Raw genomic sequence first — 16,878 nt, forward strand, 5'->3', positions numbered from 1 at the left:
CGTCGCGCAGCACCACCGTTCCCTGAATACCGCCGCATGACCCGCCTTCTGCGCCTCGGCAAGATCCTTTTCGTCATCCTGTACTACGGGCTCGATGAGCTCGTGCTGTCCGGCTTCCAGAACCGCAAGATCCGCTTCCTGGTTCGCGTCATGACCATCGGGCGCAAGCTCGATATGCCGCGCGGCGAGCGGCTGCGGCTCGCGCTGACCAAGCTCGGGCCGATCTTCGTCAAGTTCGGCCAGGTGCTGTCGACCCGGCGCGACCTGATGCCGCCGGACATCGCCGATGAGTTGGCGTTGCTGCAGGACCAGGTGCCGCCGTTCGACTCGGCCGTCGCCGTGAAGATCATCGAGCGTTCGCTCGGCCGCACGCTTGCGGATCTGTTCGAAACCTTCGAGCACCAGCCGGTCGCGAGCGCCTCGATCGCGCAGGTGCACTTCGCCACGCTGAAAGGGGGGCCGAACCACGGCCGCGAAGTTGCGGTGAAGGTGCTGCGCCCCGGCATGCTGCCGGTGATCGACAGCGACCTGGCCCTGATGCGCGACCTGGCCACCTGGCTCGAGCGCTTCTGGGCTGACGGCAAGCGCCTCAAGCCGCGCGAGGTCGTGGCGGAGTTCGACAAGTACCTGCACGACGAACTCGATCTGATGATCGAGGCGGCCAACGCCAGCCAGCTCCGGCGCAATTTCGCCGATACCAACCTGCTGCTAGTGCCCGAGGTGTTCTGGGACTGGTGCAGCAGCACGGTGTTCGTGATGGAACGCATGCATGGCATCCCGATCTCGCGCACCGAATCGCTGAAGGCGGCCGGCGTCGACATGCACCAGTTAGCGGAAGAGGGCGTCGAGATCTTCTTCACGCAGGTGTTCCGTGACGGCTTTTTCCATGCCGATATGCACCCCGGCAACATCCTGGTGTCGGTCCAGCCCGAGACCTTCGGCCGCTATATTGCGCTGGATTTTGGCATCGTGGGCGCGCTGTCGGAGTTCGACAAGAACTACCTCGCGCAAAACTTCATCGCGTTCTTCCGCCGCGACTACCACCGCGTGGCCTTGCTGCACGTGGAATCGGGCTGGGTGCCGCCCGACACGCGCGTCGAGGAACTGGAGAGCGCGGTGCGCGCCTGCTGCGAGCCCTATTTCGACAAGCCGCTCAAGGAAATCTCGCTGGGCATGGTGCTGATGCGCCTGTTCCAGACCTCGCGCCGTTTCAACGTCGAAATCCAGCCGCAGCTGGTGCTGCTGCAGAAGACGCTGCTCAATATCGAAGGCCTGGGCCGCCAGCTCGACCCGGACCTGGACCTGTGGAAAACCGCGAAGCCGTTCCTCGAGCGCTGGATGCACGAGCAGGTTGGCTGGAAGGGCGCGTGGGAACGGATCAAGGTCGAGGCGCCGCTGTGGGCCAAGATGCTGCCCGATTTCCCGCGCCTCGCGCACCAGTTCCTGGAGCGCCGTGCGCTCAATACCAACGGCGAGCAGGAACGGCTGCTCGCGCAGCTGGTCACGGAGCAGCGGCGCACCAACCGGCTGGTCGGCACGGCATTGCTGCTGGTGGGCGGCTTTGTCGCCGGTATCGTGCTCACGCATGTGCTCGGATGGATCGGCTACTGGTAAGCGGCAGAAGCGGCAGTTCTGCGCTTTCGAAGGAGATACGACATGACCGCCGACAAGGCTCCGACTCCGCCTTCATTTACCACGCGCGATGCGGCGGATCCGGCATTCTGGGACGAGCGCTTCGAGCAGGACTTCACGCCGTGGGACATGCATGGCGTGCCAGAGGAGTTCCAGCAATTCATCGCCGGCCGGGCACCATGCCCGACGCTGGTGCCGGGCTGCGGCAACGGATGGGAGGCTGGCTGGTTGTTCGAGCGCGGCTGGCCGGTCACCGCCATCGACTTCTCGCCGCAGGCAGTCGCGTCGGCCAAGCGCGCATTGGGCCCGGCCGGCGCCATCGTGCGCGAGGCGGATTTCTTTGCCTTCACGCCCGAGCCGGCCTGCGAACTGATCTACGAGCGCGCTTTCCTGTGCGCGCTGCCGCCGCCTCTGCGTGAATCCTACGCGGAGCGTGTGGCGGCGCTGCTGCCGCCGGGTGGCCTGCTGGCCGGCTACTTCTTTCTGGGTGACAAGCGTGGCGGGCCACCGTTCGCCATGCCGGCGTCCGAGCTAGAAGCCCTGCTGGAACCCGCGTTCGAGCGGATCGATGACCGTCCTTCCGCCGCGCCGCTGCCCGTCTTCGAAGGGCAGGAGCGCTGGCAGGTCTGGCGCCGCCGGGCTGGCTGACGCGAACGCAGGCCACACAGGTGGCGCGCCGACGCAACAGGTTTGCGAGGCGCGGTGCCGGCCAGGATGCACGCCAGCGTGAATTCACGAGGGCCGGGGGAATTTTTTTCGCCCGCCAATGTCAGCGTCGCTATAATCCGCGTTTTGATTCGGCTACGACCGCAGGCCAAGTGCGCCATCCCGCTCCGGGACGGCCGCCACAATGCCCCTCAAGCGGCCCCGACCGATGAATTGGACTCCGGGCAGACAGGCGCCAGATTCAGCCGTCAGCCCGGCATTCGGTTTTTCGCCACAAGGGCAATTTCTGCATAGGGCAGCGGCATGCTGATCTGGTTCGTCATCATCTACTGGGTAATTTCGGTCGGCATCGGCCTGTGGGCGGCGCTGCGCGTGCGCAACACGACCGATTTCGCCGTCGCCGGGCGCAGCCTGCCGTTCTACGTCGTTACCGCCACCGTCTTTGCCACCTGGTTCGGTTCCGAAACCGTGCTGGGCATTCCCGCGGTATTCCTGAAAGAGGGCCTGTCCGGGGTCGTATCCGACCCGTTCGGCTCTTCGCTGTGCCTGATCCTGGTGGGCCTGTTCTTTGCGCGGCCGCTGTACCGGATGAACCTGCTCACCATCGGCGACTACTACCACAACCGCTACGGGCGGCTGGCCGAGGTGCTGACCACCCTGTGCATCGTGGTGTCCTACCTGGGCTGGGTGGCGGCGCAGATCAAGGCGCTTGGTCTCGTGTTCTATACGGTTTCCGACGGCGCGCTGTCGCAGGACGCCGGCATGATGATCGGCGCGGCCAGCGTGCTGGTGTACACGCTGTTCGGCGGCATGTGGTCGGTCGCGGTGACGGACTTCATCCAGATGATCATCATCGTGGTCGGCATGCTCTATATCGGCTACGAGGTCAGCGGCCAGGCCGGCGGCGTGACGGCGGTGGTGTCGCACGCGGCGGCGGCCGGCAAGTTCGAGTTCCTGCCGTCGTTGGACCTGGTGCAGATCGTTGGGTTTGCCGCGGCGCTGTTCACCATGATGCTCGGCTCGATCCCACAGCAGGATGTGTTCCAGCGGGTGACATCGTCGCGCACCGAGCAGATCGCCGGCCGCGCGTCGGTGCTCGGCGGCGTGCTGTATTTCTTCTTCGCCTTCATCCCGATGTTCCTCGCCTATTCGGCCACGCTGATCGATCCGGGCATGGTGGAAAAGTACATCAACGCGGATTCCCAGCTCATCCTGCCGCAGCTGATCCTGCAACACGCTCCGATGTTCGCGCAGGTGATGTTCTTCGGCGCGCTGCTGTCGGCCATCAAGAGCTGCGCGTCGGCGACGCTGCTGGCACCGTCCGTCACCTTTGCCGAGAACATCCTGCGGCCGTATTTCCGCCACCTCGAAGACAAGCAGTTCCTGCGTGTGATGCAGACGGTCGTGCTGGTATTCACCGCCACCGTGACGCTGTTCGCCCTGAACTCGCACCTTTCGATCTTCCATATGGTCGAAAATGCCTATAAGGTCACACTGGTGTCGTCGTTCGTCCCGCTCGCCTTCGGCATGTTCTGGAAGCCGGCGACGCGGCAGGGCGGCCTGTCCGCCATCCTGCTGGGCCTGGCCTCGTGGCTGACGTGCGAGATCGCGTTTGCCGATGCGACCGTGCCGCCGCAGATGGTCGGCCTGACGTTCTCGATCAGCGGCATGGTGGTCGGTTCGCTGCTGCCGCAGTGGATTGCGGATCACGCGCCGGTCAAGGAAGTGCATATCGCCTGACCGCCTTCCCGGCGCGGCGACGCCTGGACTGCCCGATCCTGGCCCCCGGCGGCCAGGTGTGCCGCTTTGTGCCCGCATTTCCTCCCGTCAGGCGATCCCGTAAGGGTTTATAATTCAAGGCTTTGCATCGTCGTGCGCGGTCGCGCGGACGGTGCCCGCACCGTTCCGATCCAAGTTTTTCGCGAAATAAATATCATGCCGATCTATGCCTACCGTTGCGACGCCTGCGGCCACGGGCGCGATGTGCTGCAGAAGATGAGCGATGCCCCGCTCACCGATTGCCCGTCGTGCGGCACCGCCGGGACCTTCAAGAAGCAGCTCACCGCGGCTGGCTTCCAGCTCAAGGGTTCGGGCTGGTACGTGACCGATTTCCGTGGCGGCAGCGGCGGCACCAGCGCCGCGGCGACGTCCGGCGCAACCGGGGACGCAGCGGCTGCCCCTGCGGCGGCTTCGACCGAGTCGTCGGCCAGCACTACGGCTTCTGCGGCACCTGCCGCCGGCGGCTGCGGCAGCGCCTGCGCCTGCCACTGATCGCAGGCTGGCCGTGGTCGCAAAGAAAACCTCCGCGCTGAAGACCTGGTTCCTGACCGGGCTGCTGGTGCTCGTGCCGCTGGGCATCACGCTGTGGGTGCTCAGCCTGATCATCGGCACCATGGACCAGAGCCTGGCGCTGCTGCCCGAGGCCTGGCGTCCGGACCAGCTGCTGTTCGGCAAGCGCGTGACCGGCCTCGGCGCGATCCTGACGCTGCTGTGCATCCTGCTGGTCGGGCTGCTCGCGCACAACTTCATCGGTCAGCGACTGGTGCGCTGGTGGGAAGCGCTGCTCGGCCACATCCCGGTGGTGGGCCCGATCTACACGAGCGTCAAGCAAGTCTCCGACACGCTGCTGTCGTCGTCGGGCAATGCATTCCGCAAGGCGCTGCTGGTGCAGTACCCGCGTGAGGGCTCGTGGACCATCGCCTTCCTGACCGGCCGTCCGGGCGGCGACGTGCAGAATCACCTGCAGGGCGAATACGTCAGCGTCTACGTGCCGACCACGCCCAACCCGACCTCGGGCTTCTTCCTGATGATGCCCAAGGCCGACACCATCGAACTCGACATGACCGTCGATGCCGCGCTCAAGTACATCGTTTCGATGGGCGTCGTGGCACCGGCGGACCTGCCCCGCAAAAACGGCGGCCCGAGCCGCCCGGCGGATCCCGTCAGCCCTGCCACGACGAACGGCGCCGGCGCCGGCCGCGAGGCAGAGGTCGAGACGGCCGATCCTTCGCATACCAATTGATCACGGGCCGCCTGGCGGGCGGTCACGTATTACCGGGAAATATCCTATGTCCTCCATGCGTACTCACTACTGCGGTCTGGTGACCGAACAACTCTCGGGCCAGGAAGTGGCCCTGACCGGCTGGGTTCAGCGCCGCCGCGACCATGGCGGCGTGATCTTCATCGACCTGCGCGACCGTGAAGGCCTGGTGCAGGTGGTGTGCGATCCGGACCGCCCGGAAATGTTCAAGGCCGCCGAAGAGATCCGCAACGAGTACTGCATCCGCATTACCGGCAAGGTGCGTCCGCGCCCGGCCGGCACCGAGAACACCAACCTGACCTCGGGCAAGATCGAAGTGCTGTGCTACGAGCTGACCGTGCTGAACCCCTCGGTCACGCCCCCGTTCCAGCTCGACGACGACAACCTGTCGGAAACCACGCGCCTCACGCATCGCGTGCTGGACCTGCGCCGCCCGCAGATGCAGTACAACCTGCGCCTGCGCTACAAGGTCGCGATGGAAGTGCGCAAGTACCTGGACGCGCAAGGCTTCATCGACATCGAAACCCCGATGCTCGGCAAGAGCACGCCGGAAGGCGCCCGCGACTATCTGGTGCCGTCGCGCGTGAACCCGGGTCACTTCTTCGCGCTGCCGCAATCGCCGCAGATCTTCAAGCAGATGCTGATGGTCTCGGGCTTTGACCGCTACTACCAGATCACCAAGTGCTTCCGCGACGAAGACCTGCGCGCTGACCGCCAGCCCGAATTCACGCAGATCGACTGCGAGACCTCGTTCCTGACCGAGCAGGAAATCCGTGACCTGTTCGAAGACATGATGCGCACGGTGTTCAAGAACGCCATCGATGTCGACCTGGATGCCAAGTTCCCGGTGATGGAGTTCCGCGAAGCCATGGCCCGTTTCGGCTCGGACAAGCCGGACCTGCGCGTGAAGCTCGAATTCACCGAACTGACCGACGTGATGAAGGACGTCGACTTCAAGGTGTTCTCGGGTCCCGCCAACAGCGACAACGGCCGCGTGGTCGGCCTGCGCGTGCCGGGCGGCGGCGCGATCTCGCGCGGCGAGATCGATGCCTACACGCAATTTGTCGGTATCTACGGCGCCAAGGGCCTGGCCTGGGTCAAGGTCAACGAAGTGGCCAAGGGCCGTGACGGCCTGCAGTCGCCGATCGTCAAGAACCTGCACGACGCGGCAATTACCGAAATCCTGAAGCGCACCGGCGCCCAGGACGGCGACATCATCTTCTTCGGCGCCGACAAGGCCAAGGTCGTCAACGACGCCATCGGCGCGCTGCGCCTGAAGATCGGCCACTCGGAATTCGGCAAGGCCAGCGGCCTGTTCGAAGACGTGTGGAAGCCGCTGTGGGTGGTCGACTTCCCGATGTTCGAGTACGACGAGGAAGATGCCCGCTGGGTGGCCATGCACCACCCGTTCACGAGCCCGAAGGACGAGCACATGCAGTACCTGGAAACCGATCCGGGCAAGTGCATCGCCAAGGCCTACGACATGGTCCTGAACGGCTGGGAAATGGGTGGCGGCTCGGTCCGTATCTACCGTTCGGATATCCAGAGCAAGGTGTTCCGTGCGCTGAAGATCAACGACGAAGAGGCGCGTGCCAAGTTCGGTTACCTGCTTGACGCGCTGCAATACGGCGCGCCCCCGCACGGTGGCCTGGCCTTTGGCCTGGACCGTATCGTCACGATGATGGCCGGAGCCGATTCGATCCGCGACGTGATCGCCTTCCCGAAGACCCAGCGCGCCCAGGATCTGCTGACGCAGGCCCCGAGCGCCGTCGACGAGAAGCAACTGCGCGAGCTGCATATCCGCGTGCGCGCCACCGAGCCGAAGACCACGGTCTGAGCCTGACGGCCCTGGCTGAAGAAAAACCGCGCCGCGTGCGCGGTTTTTTCGTTTATGGATGCCTGCGGACGTTTGCGGACGCAAGTGATCCGTGGCTGGCCTGCGTGCCGACGTTTCTATTTGTTACTGGCCGGAACATGGCCGCGGCTGGCAATGTCTCTTTCTAATTGAGCGTTGACCGAGCCCCCGCGATGAAGGTGGCCGGCGCGCGGGAGGAATACGCCGTGAACCTGGATACCGACCTGATCCGCCAGTTTCTGCTGGCCCATGCCGAGACGATCCTGACCTGGCTGGTGGCTGGGCTGGTGATGATGTTGCTGGCGCGCTTCGAGCTGCGCCGCGCGGTGCGCAAGTCCGCGCAAGCCATGTCGGAGTCGGTGGCGACGACAGTGGCCGCCTGCGTGCCGGACGTTGCCCACGCTGCCGCGCAGGCGACCAGCGGCGTGCCGGCCGCGGAGCCGGTCACTTCGCAGCGCGCCGACGCCCTGCGGCGCGTGGCGCTGGACACCGTGGCCGCCGTGATGGCACGTGGCCGCTGGCTGGAGGAGCTGGGCAACCTGCGCTTGCCTGACGATGCCTTGCTGACCGGCCAGCGCGCCGCCGGGGCCGACCCGTTGCTGGTGGTCGCGCCGCAGCCTGTGGTGCAGGCTTACCTGTTCGCACAGCGTACCTTTGAAGACGAAGCCGCGCGAATCCAGGACAGCCGGCGCGACGCCCAGCGCCGGCAGGACGACCTCCAGGCACTGGAAGACGAAGCCGCCCACGTCGAGCAGGAAACCGCCAGCATCGTGCTGCGCTTCGAACAGGCGAATGCCCAGTCGGCGCAGCGTGTCGAAGCCGGCGACTACCAGCGTTTCCTGATCCAGAAGTACAACGCGCTGGGCCAGCGCGAGAAGGAAATCGCCCAGCAGCGTGGCGTGTTGCGTGAGCAGGCGCAGGCCAGTGCCGAAGACCTGGCCTTCCAGGCGCGCGAAGCCGCGCAGCGCTACCGCGAATCGCTGGCGCCGCTGATGCAGCAGCTGCGCGAGGCATGGGGGCACGGCGACGCGCCGGATGTCTTCGACACGTGGCTGCGCGTCGACCCGATGGACGCCGAGGCACATCGAAACGCCGCCTGAATGCGGGCGGCTATTCGCGTGGCAAGCGGGCTAGGCTGCGCTATCCTTGGGGATGTCCATCGGACTCGGTTCCATGCCTTACAAAATCCCTGAATCCGTGCTGGTCGTGATCTACACGCCAGATCTCCAAGTGCTGTTGCTGGAACGCGCCGACCGGCCGGGCTTCTGGCAGTCCGTGACCGGCAGCCTCGATACCGTCGACGAACCGCTGGCGCTCACCGCCGCGCGTGAGGTGTTCGAGGAAACCGGCATCATTGCCGGCGAGCACCAGCTTGCCGACTGGCAGCACACCATCGAGTACGAAATCTATCCGCAATGGCGCCACCGCTATGAGGCTGGCGTCACGCGCAATACCGAACACTGGTTCGGGTTGTGCGTATCGGAACCGCTGCCTGTGACGCTGGCGCCGCGCGAGCACCTGCAGTCGAAATGGCTGCCATGGGAAGTCGCGGCGCAGCAGTGCTTCTCGAGCAGCAACGCCGAGGCGGTGCGCCAGCTCGCGTGGCGCGTCGCGGGCCGGCCGGCCGTTTGTGGAGCCGAATGATGAAGTTGCGCGTGGTCACCTACAACATCCATAAAGGCGTGACCGGCATCGCGCGCCGCCCGCGCATCCAGAACGTGCGCGCGGGGCTGCATGCCATGGATGCGGATATCGTGTTCCTGCAGGAAGTGCAGGACCGCAATGACCGCCTGGTCGCCGCGGCGCTGTTCGACCCGGACCACACGCAGCTGAATTATCTGGCCACGGATTCCTATCCGCATTCGGTGTACGGACGCAATGCCGTCTACGAGCACGGCCATCATGGCAATGCGATCCTGTCGCGCCACCCGATCCTGATGTCGGAGAACCTCGATATCTCGGATCACCGGTTCGAGCAGCGGGGGCTGCTGCATGCGGTGGCCGACGTAAACGGCGTGGAAGCACACCTGATCTGCGTTCACTTCGGCCTGTTCGCACGCAGCCGTGCGCGTCAGGCGGAAGCGTTGGTCGAGCGCGTGCGAACCGTGGTGCCGTCCACCGCGCCGCTGGTGATTGCCGGCGATTTCAACGACTGGAACCACCGGCTCGACTCGCAGATCTGCAATACGCTAGGCGCGGTGGAGGCCTCGCACGCACGCGGCGCGCGGCTGCATACGTTTCCCAGCCATATGCCGTGGTGGCAGCTTGACCGCATCTACGTGCGCGGCTTCGAAATCGAACGCGCACACGCGCTCACCGGGCGTGACTGGGCCCAGCGCTCGGACCATGTGCCGCTGGTCGCGGAACTGGCGCACGGGGCAGCCCATCACGACGATAGCGACAGCCCCGCAGCCGGCAAGGCGGCTTAGGCAGTCTCCGGCGGTTCCAGGCTGGCCCGGATGAACGCGAAGATGGCGTCCGGATCGGCGAGATCCAGCACGGGCAGCGATGTGAGCTGCGCGACGGCCTCCGGCGCGTCGGTGGCGACGGCTACGACGCCGGGCACCTCGTCCCACAGCGGCGCGCGGCCCAGCGACGGGCGGAACACTTCGAGCTTGGGGAAATCGCTGCGCTTGTAGCCCTCGACGAGCACGAGGTCGGTATCCGCGGGCAGCACGGCCAGCGCTTCGTCCAGCTCGGGCGAGGGCACATCCTCGGGGTAGTGGCGCATCAGCGTCATGTGGCGCGCGCCGACCAGCACCACGTTGCGGCAGCCGCCCTCGCGCATTCGCCAGGAGTCCTTGCCCGGCGTGTCGGGATCGAAGCCGTGGTGCGTATGCTTGATGCCATTGACGCGCATGCCGGTGGCAACAAAACGCGGGATCAGCGCGTCCAGGAGCGTGGTCTTGCCGCTGCCGGAGGAGCCGGTGATGCCGAATACCTTCACAGTGCTATCCCTTGGTGCATGAGTGCATGAGTGATCGACGATAGCAGAGATGCACCGCACCATGTGCAGATGGCGGCGTGTGTCCCATAATCGCATCATGTCACGGATATCCGACACCGACCCACCGAATGCCGCACGATCCAACGGCGCGGCGCATGTTGCGGCGCGGGATGACAGCGCCGGTCCCGCAGCACGCGCGGGGCGGCGGCGTCTGCTGCGTTGGGCCGGACGGCACGGCAAGCCGGTCGGCGGCAATCAGGTAAGGCTGCTGTGCGGCGGGCGCGACTTCTTCCCAGCGCTGATCGAGGCGATCGACGCGGCGGTTCTCCAGGTCATCATTGAAACCTACATCTACGCCGCCGACGACGTCGGGCGCGCCGTCAGCGATGCGCTGATCCGGGCCGCGGCGCGTGGCGTAGCCGTGCGGCTGACCGTGGACGGTTTCGGTGCCGGCGACATGTCTGCCGAACTCATGCAGCGCCTGCGCGACGCGGGCGTGCAGCTGCGTGTCTACCGCGTGATGCGCGGCTTCCGGCTGGCGCGCAGGCACCTGCGCCGCCTGCACCGCAAGCTTGCCGTGGTCGACCGGCGCGTAGCGTTCGTAGGCGGCATCAACATCATCGACGACTACAATCACGGCCCGTTCGAGCAGGAGGGACTCGGGGCACGCTACGACTTCGCCGTGGAAGTGCGCGGCCCGCTGGTCGACCGCATTGCGCTGACGGCGGAGCGCCTCTGGTGGCGGCTGTCGCTGCGCGCCGAACTGCATGACGTTGGTTTGGCGGGCGCGGCAGCGGGATACCCGCTTGTGACCGACCTGCCGCCGCGGCGCGATACGGAAGGCGGCATGCGGGCGGCGCTTCTCCTCCGGGACAACTTGCGCAACCGCCGCACCATCGAGCGCGAATATCTGCACGCGCTGGGTGCTGCGCGCGACGACGTGATTCTCGCCAACGCGTATTTCCTGCCGGGCCACAAGATGCGGCGCGCGCTGCTGGCCTGCCGCAAGCGCGGCGTGCGGGTACGATTGTTGTTGCAGGGTCGCGTCGAATACCGGCTGCAGCATTTCGCCACGCACGCGCTGTACGCGAGCCTGCTTGATGCCGGCATCGAGATCTACGAGTACGCGCAGAGCTTCCTGCACGCCAAGGTCGGTGTGGTGGATGAATCCTGGGCCACGGTCGGATCCAGCAATATGGATCCGTTCAGCCTGCTGCTCGCACGCGAGGCCAACGTCTGCGTCTATGATCCTGCCTTCGCCGCCGTCCTGCGCACGCAGCTGGAGCGCGCCATTGCCGAGCGCAGCGTGCGCGTTATGCCGGAGGCGCATGCCCGGCGCTCGGCGCTGCACCGTGTGGCGAACTGGGCCGCCTACATGGTGTTGCGTCTTGGCGTCGTTATTGCCGGTGTGACGGGGCGCTATTGAAACGGCACGCCGATATTGCCGCGCAGCATGACAGGGGCTGCGCGGCTGATGGCATCAGGCTGCGTGTTGATGTTGCAACGCAGTCGGTTTAGAAACGTCGGTCTAATTAAAAGCTTGATGGCAACGGGTCGCGCCAGAATAATCTGAACGACCGTTCTTTTTTGGCTTAGACTGCGTGCTTACGCGGCGAATTCCGGCATTTTGCTGCCGCCGCGGGCAATTAAGCAACGTCAGGGTCATATGTGGTGCCCAGTGAAGGCGTCACAAGAACGGAGAATTAACTATGCGCCACCAGTCAGCCCGTCTTGAATCCGCTACCGCCTCTCCCGCGCCGATGCGTAAGGGTGAGATGACGCGCGTGGCGATTCTGGATGCCGCACTGGAACTGTCGTCCCGCGACGGGCTCGAGGGTTTGACCATCGGCCTGTTGGCGGAACGCATGCAGATGAGCAAGAGCGGCGTCTTCGCGCATTTCGGTTCGCGCGAAGACCTGCAGGTGGAAGTTGTGCGGGAGTATCACCGGCGGTTCGAGCAGGAGGTGTTCTACCCCTCGCTGCACGAGCCGCGCGGGCTGCCCCGGCTATGGTCCATGGTGCGCCGGTGGATGGAGAAACGCATCCAGGAAGTGACGACGGGATGCATCTACATCAGCGGTGCGGTCGAGTACGACGACCGCGCGGAAAGCCTGGTGCGTGACGAGCTGGTCAAGAGCGTCACCATCTGGCGTGCCGCGCTGACGCGTGCCATCGGCCAGGCCAAGGAAGAGGGGCACCTGCGCGCGGATTGCGATCCGCGCCTGATGCTGTTCGAGATGTACAGCCTTGAACTAGGCTTGCATCATGACGCCCGTTTCCTGCGCCTGCCGGACAGCGCCGAACTTGCCATGGTCGCGCTCAATAAACTGATTCAGTCTTACCGTACCTGAAGCTGCTGCGTACGGACCGTGGCACCCGCTCTCTGCGGGCATTGCGCGGGCGGCGTGGCGGCATCGTGAAACTCCAAGGAGCTTTTGATGGGCCAGTACACCGCACCGTTGCGCGACATGCAGTTCGTCCTTCACGAACTGCTCGGCGCTGAAGCCGAACTCAAGGCGATGCCGCCGCACGCGGACATCGACGCGGACACCATCAACCAGGTCATCGAAGAAGCGGGCAAGTTCTGCTCGGACGTGGTGTTCCCGCTCAACCAGGTCGGCGACCGCGAGGGCTGCACCTACGTCGGCGATGGCGTGGTGAAGGCACCGACCGGCTTCAAGGAGGCGTACCAGCAGTACGTCGAAGCAGGCTGGCCCGCACTGGCTTGCGATCCGGCGTTCGGCGGCCAGGGCCTGCCGATCGTGATCAACAACGTCGTGTACGAGATGCTGAACTCGGCCAGCCAGGCGTGGACCATGTACCCGGGCCTGTCGCACGGCGCGTACGAGGCCCTGCACGCGCACGGCACGCCGGAACTGCAGCAAGCCTACCTGCCCAAGCTGGTGACGGGCGAGTGGACTGGCACCATGTGCCTGACCGAGCCGCACTGCGGCACCGACCTGGGCATCCTGCGCACCAAGGCCGAACCGCAGCCCGATGGTTCGTACCTGCTGACAGGCACCAAGATCTTCATCTCGGCCGGCGAGCACGACATGGCCGAGAACATCATCCACCTGGTGCTGGCGCGCCTGCCGGACGCGCCGCAAGGCACCAAGGGCATCTCGCTGTTTGTAGTACCTAAGTTCATCCCCGATGCCAGCGGCAATCCGGGCGAGCGCAACGGTATCAAGTGCGGCTCCATCGAGCACAAGATGGGCATCCACGGCAATGCCACCTGCGTGATGAACCTGGACGGCGCGCGCGGCTGGCTCGTGGGCGAGGCCAACAAGGGCCTGAACGCGATGTTCGTGATGATGAACGCCGCGCGCCTCGGTGTCGGCGCGCAAGGCCTGGGTTTGACCGAGGTCGCATACCAGAACTCGGTTGCCTACGCCAAGGACCGCCTGCAGATGCGTTCGCTGACCGGCCCGAAGGCACCGGACAAGCCGGCTGATCCGATCATCGTGCATCCGGACGTGCGCCGCATGCTGCTGACGCAGAAGGCCTACGCCGAAGGCGGCCGCGCATTCAGCTACTGGACCGCGCTGCAGATCGACCGCGAGCTGTCGCACCCGGATGAGGCAGTGCGCAAGCAGGCCGGCGACCTGGTCGCGCTGCTGACGCCGGTCATCAAGGCGTTCCTGACCGACAACGCGTTCACGAGCACCAACGAAGGCATGCAGGTATTCGGCGGCCACGGCTACATCTCCGAATGGGGCATGGAGCAATACGTGCGCGACGCCCGCATCAACATGATCTACGAAGGCACCAACACGATCCAGGCGCTGGACCTGCTGGGCCGCAAGATCCTCGGCGACATGGGCGCCAAGATGAAGGCCTTCGGCAAGATCGTGCAGGCATTCGTCGAGGAAGAGGGCACCAACGAAGCGATGCAGGAGTTCGTCAACCCGCTCGCGGACCTTGGCGACAAGGTGCAGAAGCTGACCATGGAAATCGGCATGAAGGCCATGGGCAATGCCGATGAAGTCGGCGCCGCCGCCGTGCCGTACCTGCGCGTGGTGGGCCACCTGGTGTTCTCGTACTTCTGGGCCCGCATGGCCAAGATCGCGCTGGAGAAGGAAGCCAGCGGCGACAAGTTCTACACGACCAAGCTGGCCACGGCACGTTTCTACTTCGCCAAGCTGCTGCCGGAAACCGCCGCCGAGATCCGCAAGGCGCGCGCCGGTTCGGCCACGCTGATGGCGCTGGACGCAGACCTGTTCTGACGGCCTGATTGCCGGCCTTCTCTCCTCATGGCAGGAGGGAGGGCCCGCCTCTCTTCAAAACGCTCAATCCATCAGGAGCGCTCATGTCCAATTTCATCGTCAAGAAAGTCGCCGTGCTCGGCGCCGGCGTCATGGGAGCGCAGATCGCTGCCCATCTCGTCAACGCGCGCGTGCCGGTGGTGCTGTTCGACCTGCCGGCCAAGGAAGGCCCCAAGAGCGGCATTGCGCAGCGTGCGATCGAGAACCTCAAGAAGCTGTCGCCCGCGCCGCTGGGCATCAAGGACGAGGCCGGCCTGATCCAGGCCGCCAACTACGAAGACGATATCGCGCTGCTCAAGGAATGCGACGTGGTGATCGAAGCGATCGCTGAACGCATGGACTGGAAGCACGACCTGTACAAGAAGGTCGCGCCGCACCTGGGCGCGAGCACTATCTTCGCGACCAATACGTCGGGTCTGTCGATCACCGCGCTGTCGGACGGCTTTGATGCCGAACTGAAGTCACGCTTCTGTGGCGTGCACTTCTTCAATCCGCCGCGCTACATGCATCTGGTCGAGCTGATCCCGACTGCGACCACGCAGCCGGAAATCCTCGACAAGCTCGAAGCGTTCCTGACCACCACGCTCGGCAAGGGCGTGGTGCGTGCGAAGGACACGCCGAACTTTATCGCGAACCGCGTTGGCATCTTCTCGATCCTCGCAGTGTTTGCCGAAGCCGAGAAGTTCGGCATCCCGTTCGATGTGGTCGACGACCTGACCGGCTCGAAGCTCGGCCGCGCGAAGTCGGCCACGTTCCGCACCGCCGACGTCGTGGGCCTGGACACCATGGCGCACGTGATCAAGACGATGCAGGACAACCTGCATGAGGATCCGTTCGCGCCGGTGTACAAGACCCCGGCCGTGCTGAAGGGCCTCGTCGATGCGGGCGCGCTGGGCCAGAAGACCGGTGCCGGGTTCTACAAGAAGGAAGGCAAGGCCATCAAGGTGCTGGATGCCAGGACCGGCCAGTATGTCGAGTCGGGCAAGAAGGCCGACGAGATCGTCGCGCGCATGCTGAAGAAGGCGCCGGCGGAGCGAATCAAGCTGCTGCGCGAATCGACAAATCCGCAGGCGCAGTTCCTGTGGGCGATCTTCCGCGACGTGTTCCACTACATCGCCGTGTACCTCGAGCAGATCGCGGGTTCGGCGGCTGACGTCGATCTGGCGATCCGCTGGGGCTTCGGCTGGAACTCGGGTCCGTTCGAAGACTGGCAGGCCGCCGGGTGGAAGCAGGTCGCCGAATGGGTGAAGGAAGATATCGACGCCGGCAAGGCACTGTCCAAGGCGGCGCTGCCCGCGTGGGTGTTCGAAGGTCCGGTGGCAGAGAACCAGGGCGTGCACGCCGCGCAGGGTTCGTGGTCGCCCGCGACGCAGCAGTTCGTCGCGCGCAGCACGCTGCCGGTCTACCAGCGCCAGGTGTTCCGCGCCGCGCTGCAGGGCACGGCGGCGCTGGATCCGCGCAAGGCTGGCCGCACCGTCGAAGAGAACGACGCCGTGCGGATCTGGGTGGCCGAGGGCCAGGACGATGTGCTGGTGGTGTCGTTCAAGAGCAAGATGAACACCATCGGGCCGGACGTGATCGACGGCCTGACGCGTGCGATCGACCTTGCCGAAGCTGAATACAAGGGCCTGGTCGTGTGGCAGCCGACGTCGCTGCAACTTGGCGCGCCCGGTGGTCCGTTCTCGGCGGGCGCCAATCTGGAAGCCGCAATGCCGGCGTTCATGATGGGCGGCGCCAAGGGCATCGAACCGTTCGTGAAGAAGTTCCAGGACGGCATGATGCGCGTGAAGTATTCCGCAGTGCCTGTGGTCTCGGCTGCATCGGGTATTGCGCTGGGCGGCGGCTGCGAGTTGATGCTGCACTCGGCGGCACGCGTGGCCGCGCTGGAAACCTACGTCGGCCTGGTGGAAGTCGGCGTGGGCCTGGTGCCGGCCGGCGGCGGCCTGAAGGAGGCCGCGCTGGCGGCAGCGCGCGCAGCACAGGCCGCAGGCAGCACCAACTACCTGCAGTTCCTGACCAGCCGTTTCCAAAGCGCAGCAATGGCCAAGGTGTCGGCGTCCGCGCTGGAAGCGCGGCAGATGGGCTACCTGCAAGCGTCCGACCGGATCGTCTTCAACGTGCACGAGCTGCTTCACGTGGCGCAGAACGAAGTGCGTGCGCTGGCCGACGCGGGTTACCGCGCGCCGCTGCCGGCACTGGTGCCGGTGGCCGGCCGCTCGGGCATCGCGACCATCAAGGCATCGCTGGTCAATATGCGCGACGGCGGCTTTATCTCCGCGCACGACTTCCTGATTGCTTCGCGTATTGCCGAAGTGGTGTGCGGCGGTGACGTCGAGGCCGGTTCGCTGGTGAGCGAGGAGTGGCTGCTCGCGCTCGAGCGCAAGGCTTTCGTCGACCTGCTTGGCACCAGCAAGACGCAGGAACGCATCATGGGCATGCTGCAGACCGGCAAGCCCGTCCGCAACTAAGGCAG

14 protein-coding genes are annotated in these 16,878 nt (G+C 65.4%); 13 read left to right on the forward strand and 1 reads right to left on the reverse strand.

What is annotated here, in order from left to right; all coding sequences use genetic code 11:
• Positions 1-36: 36 nt before the first annotated feature.
• From ubiB to K2O51_RS14700, 9 genes are all read left to right on the forward strand, one after another.
• On the forward strand, positions 37-1,614 hold the full coding sequence (gene ubiB / locus K2O51_RS14660; RefSeq protein WP_011296624.1) for a ubiquinone biosynthesis regulatory protein kinase UbiB: 1,578 nt from the start codon (positions 37-39) through the stop codon (positions 1,612-1,614).
• A 42-nt stretch (positions 1,615-1,656) separates the two neighbouring features.
• Complete coding sequence (locus K2O51_RS14665) at positions 1,657-2,280, forward strand: methyltransferase domain-containing protein (RefSeq protein ID WP_140948957.1); 624 nt, start codon at positions 1,657-1,659, stop codon at positions 2,278-2,280.
• 321 nt (positions 2,281-2,601) lie between these two features.
• Positions 2,602-4,038 carry a high affinity choline transporter 1 gene (locus K2O51_RS14670; protein ID WP_140948956.1) on the forward strand — a complete coding sequence of 479 codons (1,437 nt, stop codon included), beginning with the start codon at positions 2,602-2,604 and terminating at the stop codon, positions 4,036-4,038.
• A 195-nt stretch (positions 4,039-4,233) separates the two neighbouring features.
• Positions 4,234-4,569 (forward strand): FmdB family zinc ribbon protein, encoded by a 336-nt coding sequence (locus K2O51_RS14675; protein WP_220631277.1) that lies wholly within the window; start codon positions 4,234-4,236, stop codon positions 4,567-4,569.
• A 13-nt stretch (positions 4,570-4,582) separates the two neighbouring features.
• Complete coding sequence (locus K2O51_RS14680) at positions 4,583-5,320, forward strand: DUF502 domain-containing protein (RefSeq protein WP_011296628.1); 738 nt, start codon at positions 4,583-4,585, stop codon at positions 5,318-5,320.
• A gap of 46 nt (positions 5,321-5,366) precedes the next feature.
• Positions 5,367-7,175 carry an aspartate--tRNA ligase gene (gene aspS / locus K2O51_RS14685; protein WP_220631278.1) on the forward strand — a complete coding sequence of 603 codons (1,809 nt, stop codon included), beginning with the start codon at positions 5,367-5,369 and terminating at the stop codon, positions 7,173-7,175.
• A 224-nt stretch (positions 7,176-7,399) separates the two neighbouring features.
• On the forward strand, positions 7,400-8,293 hold the full coding sequence (locus tag K2O51_RS14690) for a hypothetical protein (protein WP_049796443.1): 894 nt from the start codon (positions 7,400-7,402) through the stop codon (positions 8,291-8,293).
• A gap of 73 nt (positions 8,294-8,366) precedes the next feature.
• Positions 8,367-8,837 (forward strand): dihydroneopterin triphosphate diphosphatase, encoded by a 471-nt coding sequence (gene nudB, locus K2O51_RS14695; RefSeq protein WP_041679811.1) that lies wholly within the window; start codon positions 8,367-8,369, stop codon positions 8,835-8,837.
• Positions 8,837-9,622 carry an endonuclease/exonuclease/phosphatase family protein gene (locus K2O51_RS14700; protein ID WP_041679466.1) on the forward strand — a complete coding sequence of 262 codons (786 nt, stop codon included), beginning with the start codon at positions 8,837-8,839 and terminating at the stop codon, positions 9,620-9,622. Before nudB ends, K2O51_RS14700 begins: the two co-directional genes overlap by 1 nt.
• Here K2O51_RS14700 and mobB read toward each other — a convergent pair.
• Entirely contained in the window at positions 9,619-10,140 is a 522-nt protein-coding gene (gene mobB, locus K2O51_RS14705) for a molybdopterin-guanine dinucleotide biosynthesis protein B (RefSeq protein WP_220631279.1), read from the reverse strand. The genes K2O51_RS14700 and mobB overlap by 4 nt on opposite strands.
• 97 nt (positions 10,141-10,237) lie before the next feature.
• On the opposite strand from mobB, the gene clsB reads away from it, so the two are divergent.
• The 4 genes from clsB (at position 10,238) to K2O51_RS14725 (ending at position 16,873) form a co-directional block, all read left to right on the forward strand.
• A complete protein-coding gene (clsB, locus tag K2O51_RS14710) occupies positions 10,238-11,566 on the forward strand; it encodes a cardiolipin synthase ClsB (protein WP_245001909.1) in 1,329 nt (442 codons plus the stop codon).
• A gap of 334 nt (positions 11,567-11,900) precedes the next feature.
• The gene (locus K2O51_RS14715; protein WP_041679468.1) at positions 11,901-12,491 is read left to right on the forward strand and encodes a TetR/AcrR family transcriptional regulator; all 591 of its coding nucleotides are present in this window, start codon (positions 11,901-11,903) and stop codon (positions 12,489-12,491) included.
• An 87-nt stretch (positions 12,492-12,578) separates the two neighbouring features.
• Entirely contained in the window at positions 12,579-14,366 is a 1,788-nt protein-coding gene (locus K2O51_RS14720) for an acyl-CoA dehydrogenase C-terminal domain-containing protein (protein WP_011296636.1), read from the forward strand.
• A gap of 83 nt (positions 14,367-14,449) precedes the next feature.
• On the forward strand, positions 14,450-16,873 hold the full coding sequence (locus tag K2O51_RS14725; RefSeq protein WP_220631280.1) for a 3-hydroxyacyl-CoA dehydrogenase/enoyl-CoA hydratase family protein: 2,424 nt from the start codon (positions 14,450-14,452) through the stop codon (positions 16,871-16,873).
• Positions 16,874-16,878 lie beyond the last annotated feature (5 nt).

The sequence above is a fragment of the Cupriavidus pinatubonensis genome (genome assembly GCF_019602855.1).
Classification (GTDB): Bacteria; Pseudomonadota; Gammaproteobacteria; order Burkholderiales; family Burkholderiaceae; genus Cupriavidus; species Cupriavidus pinatubonensis.

Coding starts and splice junctions, on each gene's coding strand:
- ubiB (WP_011296624.1), top strand. CDS start 37: ATGACCCGCCTTCTGCGCCTCGGCAAGATCCTTTTCGTCATCCTGTAC.
- K2O51_RS14665 (WP_140948957.1), top strand. CDS start 1,657: ATGACCGCCGACAAGGCTCCGACTCCGCCTTCATTTACCACGCGCGAT.
- K2O51_RS14670 (WP_140948956.1), top strand. CDS start 2,602: ATGCTGATCTGGTTCGTCATCATCTACTGGGTAATTTCGGTCGGCATC.
- K2O51_RS14675 (WP_220631277.1), top strand. CDS start 4,234: ATGCCGATCTATGCCTACCGTTGCGACGCCTGCGGCCACGGGCGCGAT.
- aspS (WP_220631278.1), top strand. CDS start 5,367: ATGTCCTCCATGCGTACTCACTACTGCGGTCTGGTGACCGAACAACTC.
- nudB (WP_041679811.1), top strand. CDS start 8,367: ATGCCTTACAAAATCCCTGAATCCGTGCTGGTCGTGATCTACACGCCA.
- K2O51_RS14700 (WP_041679466.1), top strand. CDS start 8,837: ATGAAGTTGCGCGTGGTCACCTACAACATCCATAAAGGCGTGACCGGC.
- clsB (WP_245001909.1), top strand. CDS start 10,238: ATGTCACGGATATCCGACACCGACCCACCGAATGCCGCACGATCCAAC.
- K2O51_RS14715 (WP_041679468.1), top strand. CDS start 11,901: ATGCGTAAGGGTGAGATGACGCGCGTGGCGATTCTGGATGCCGCACTG.
- K2O51_RS14720 (WP_011296636.1), top strand. CDS start 12,579: ATGGGCCAGTACACCGCACCGTTGCGCGACATGCAGTTCGTCCTTCAC.
- K2O51_RS14725 (WP_220631280.1), top strand. CDS start 14,450: ATGTCCAATTTCATCGTCAAGAAAGTCGCCGTGCTCGGCGCCGGCGTC.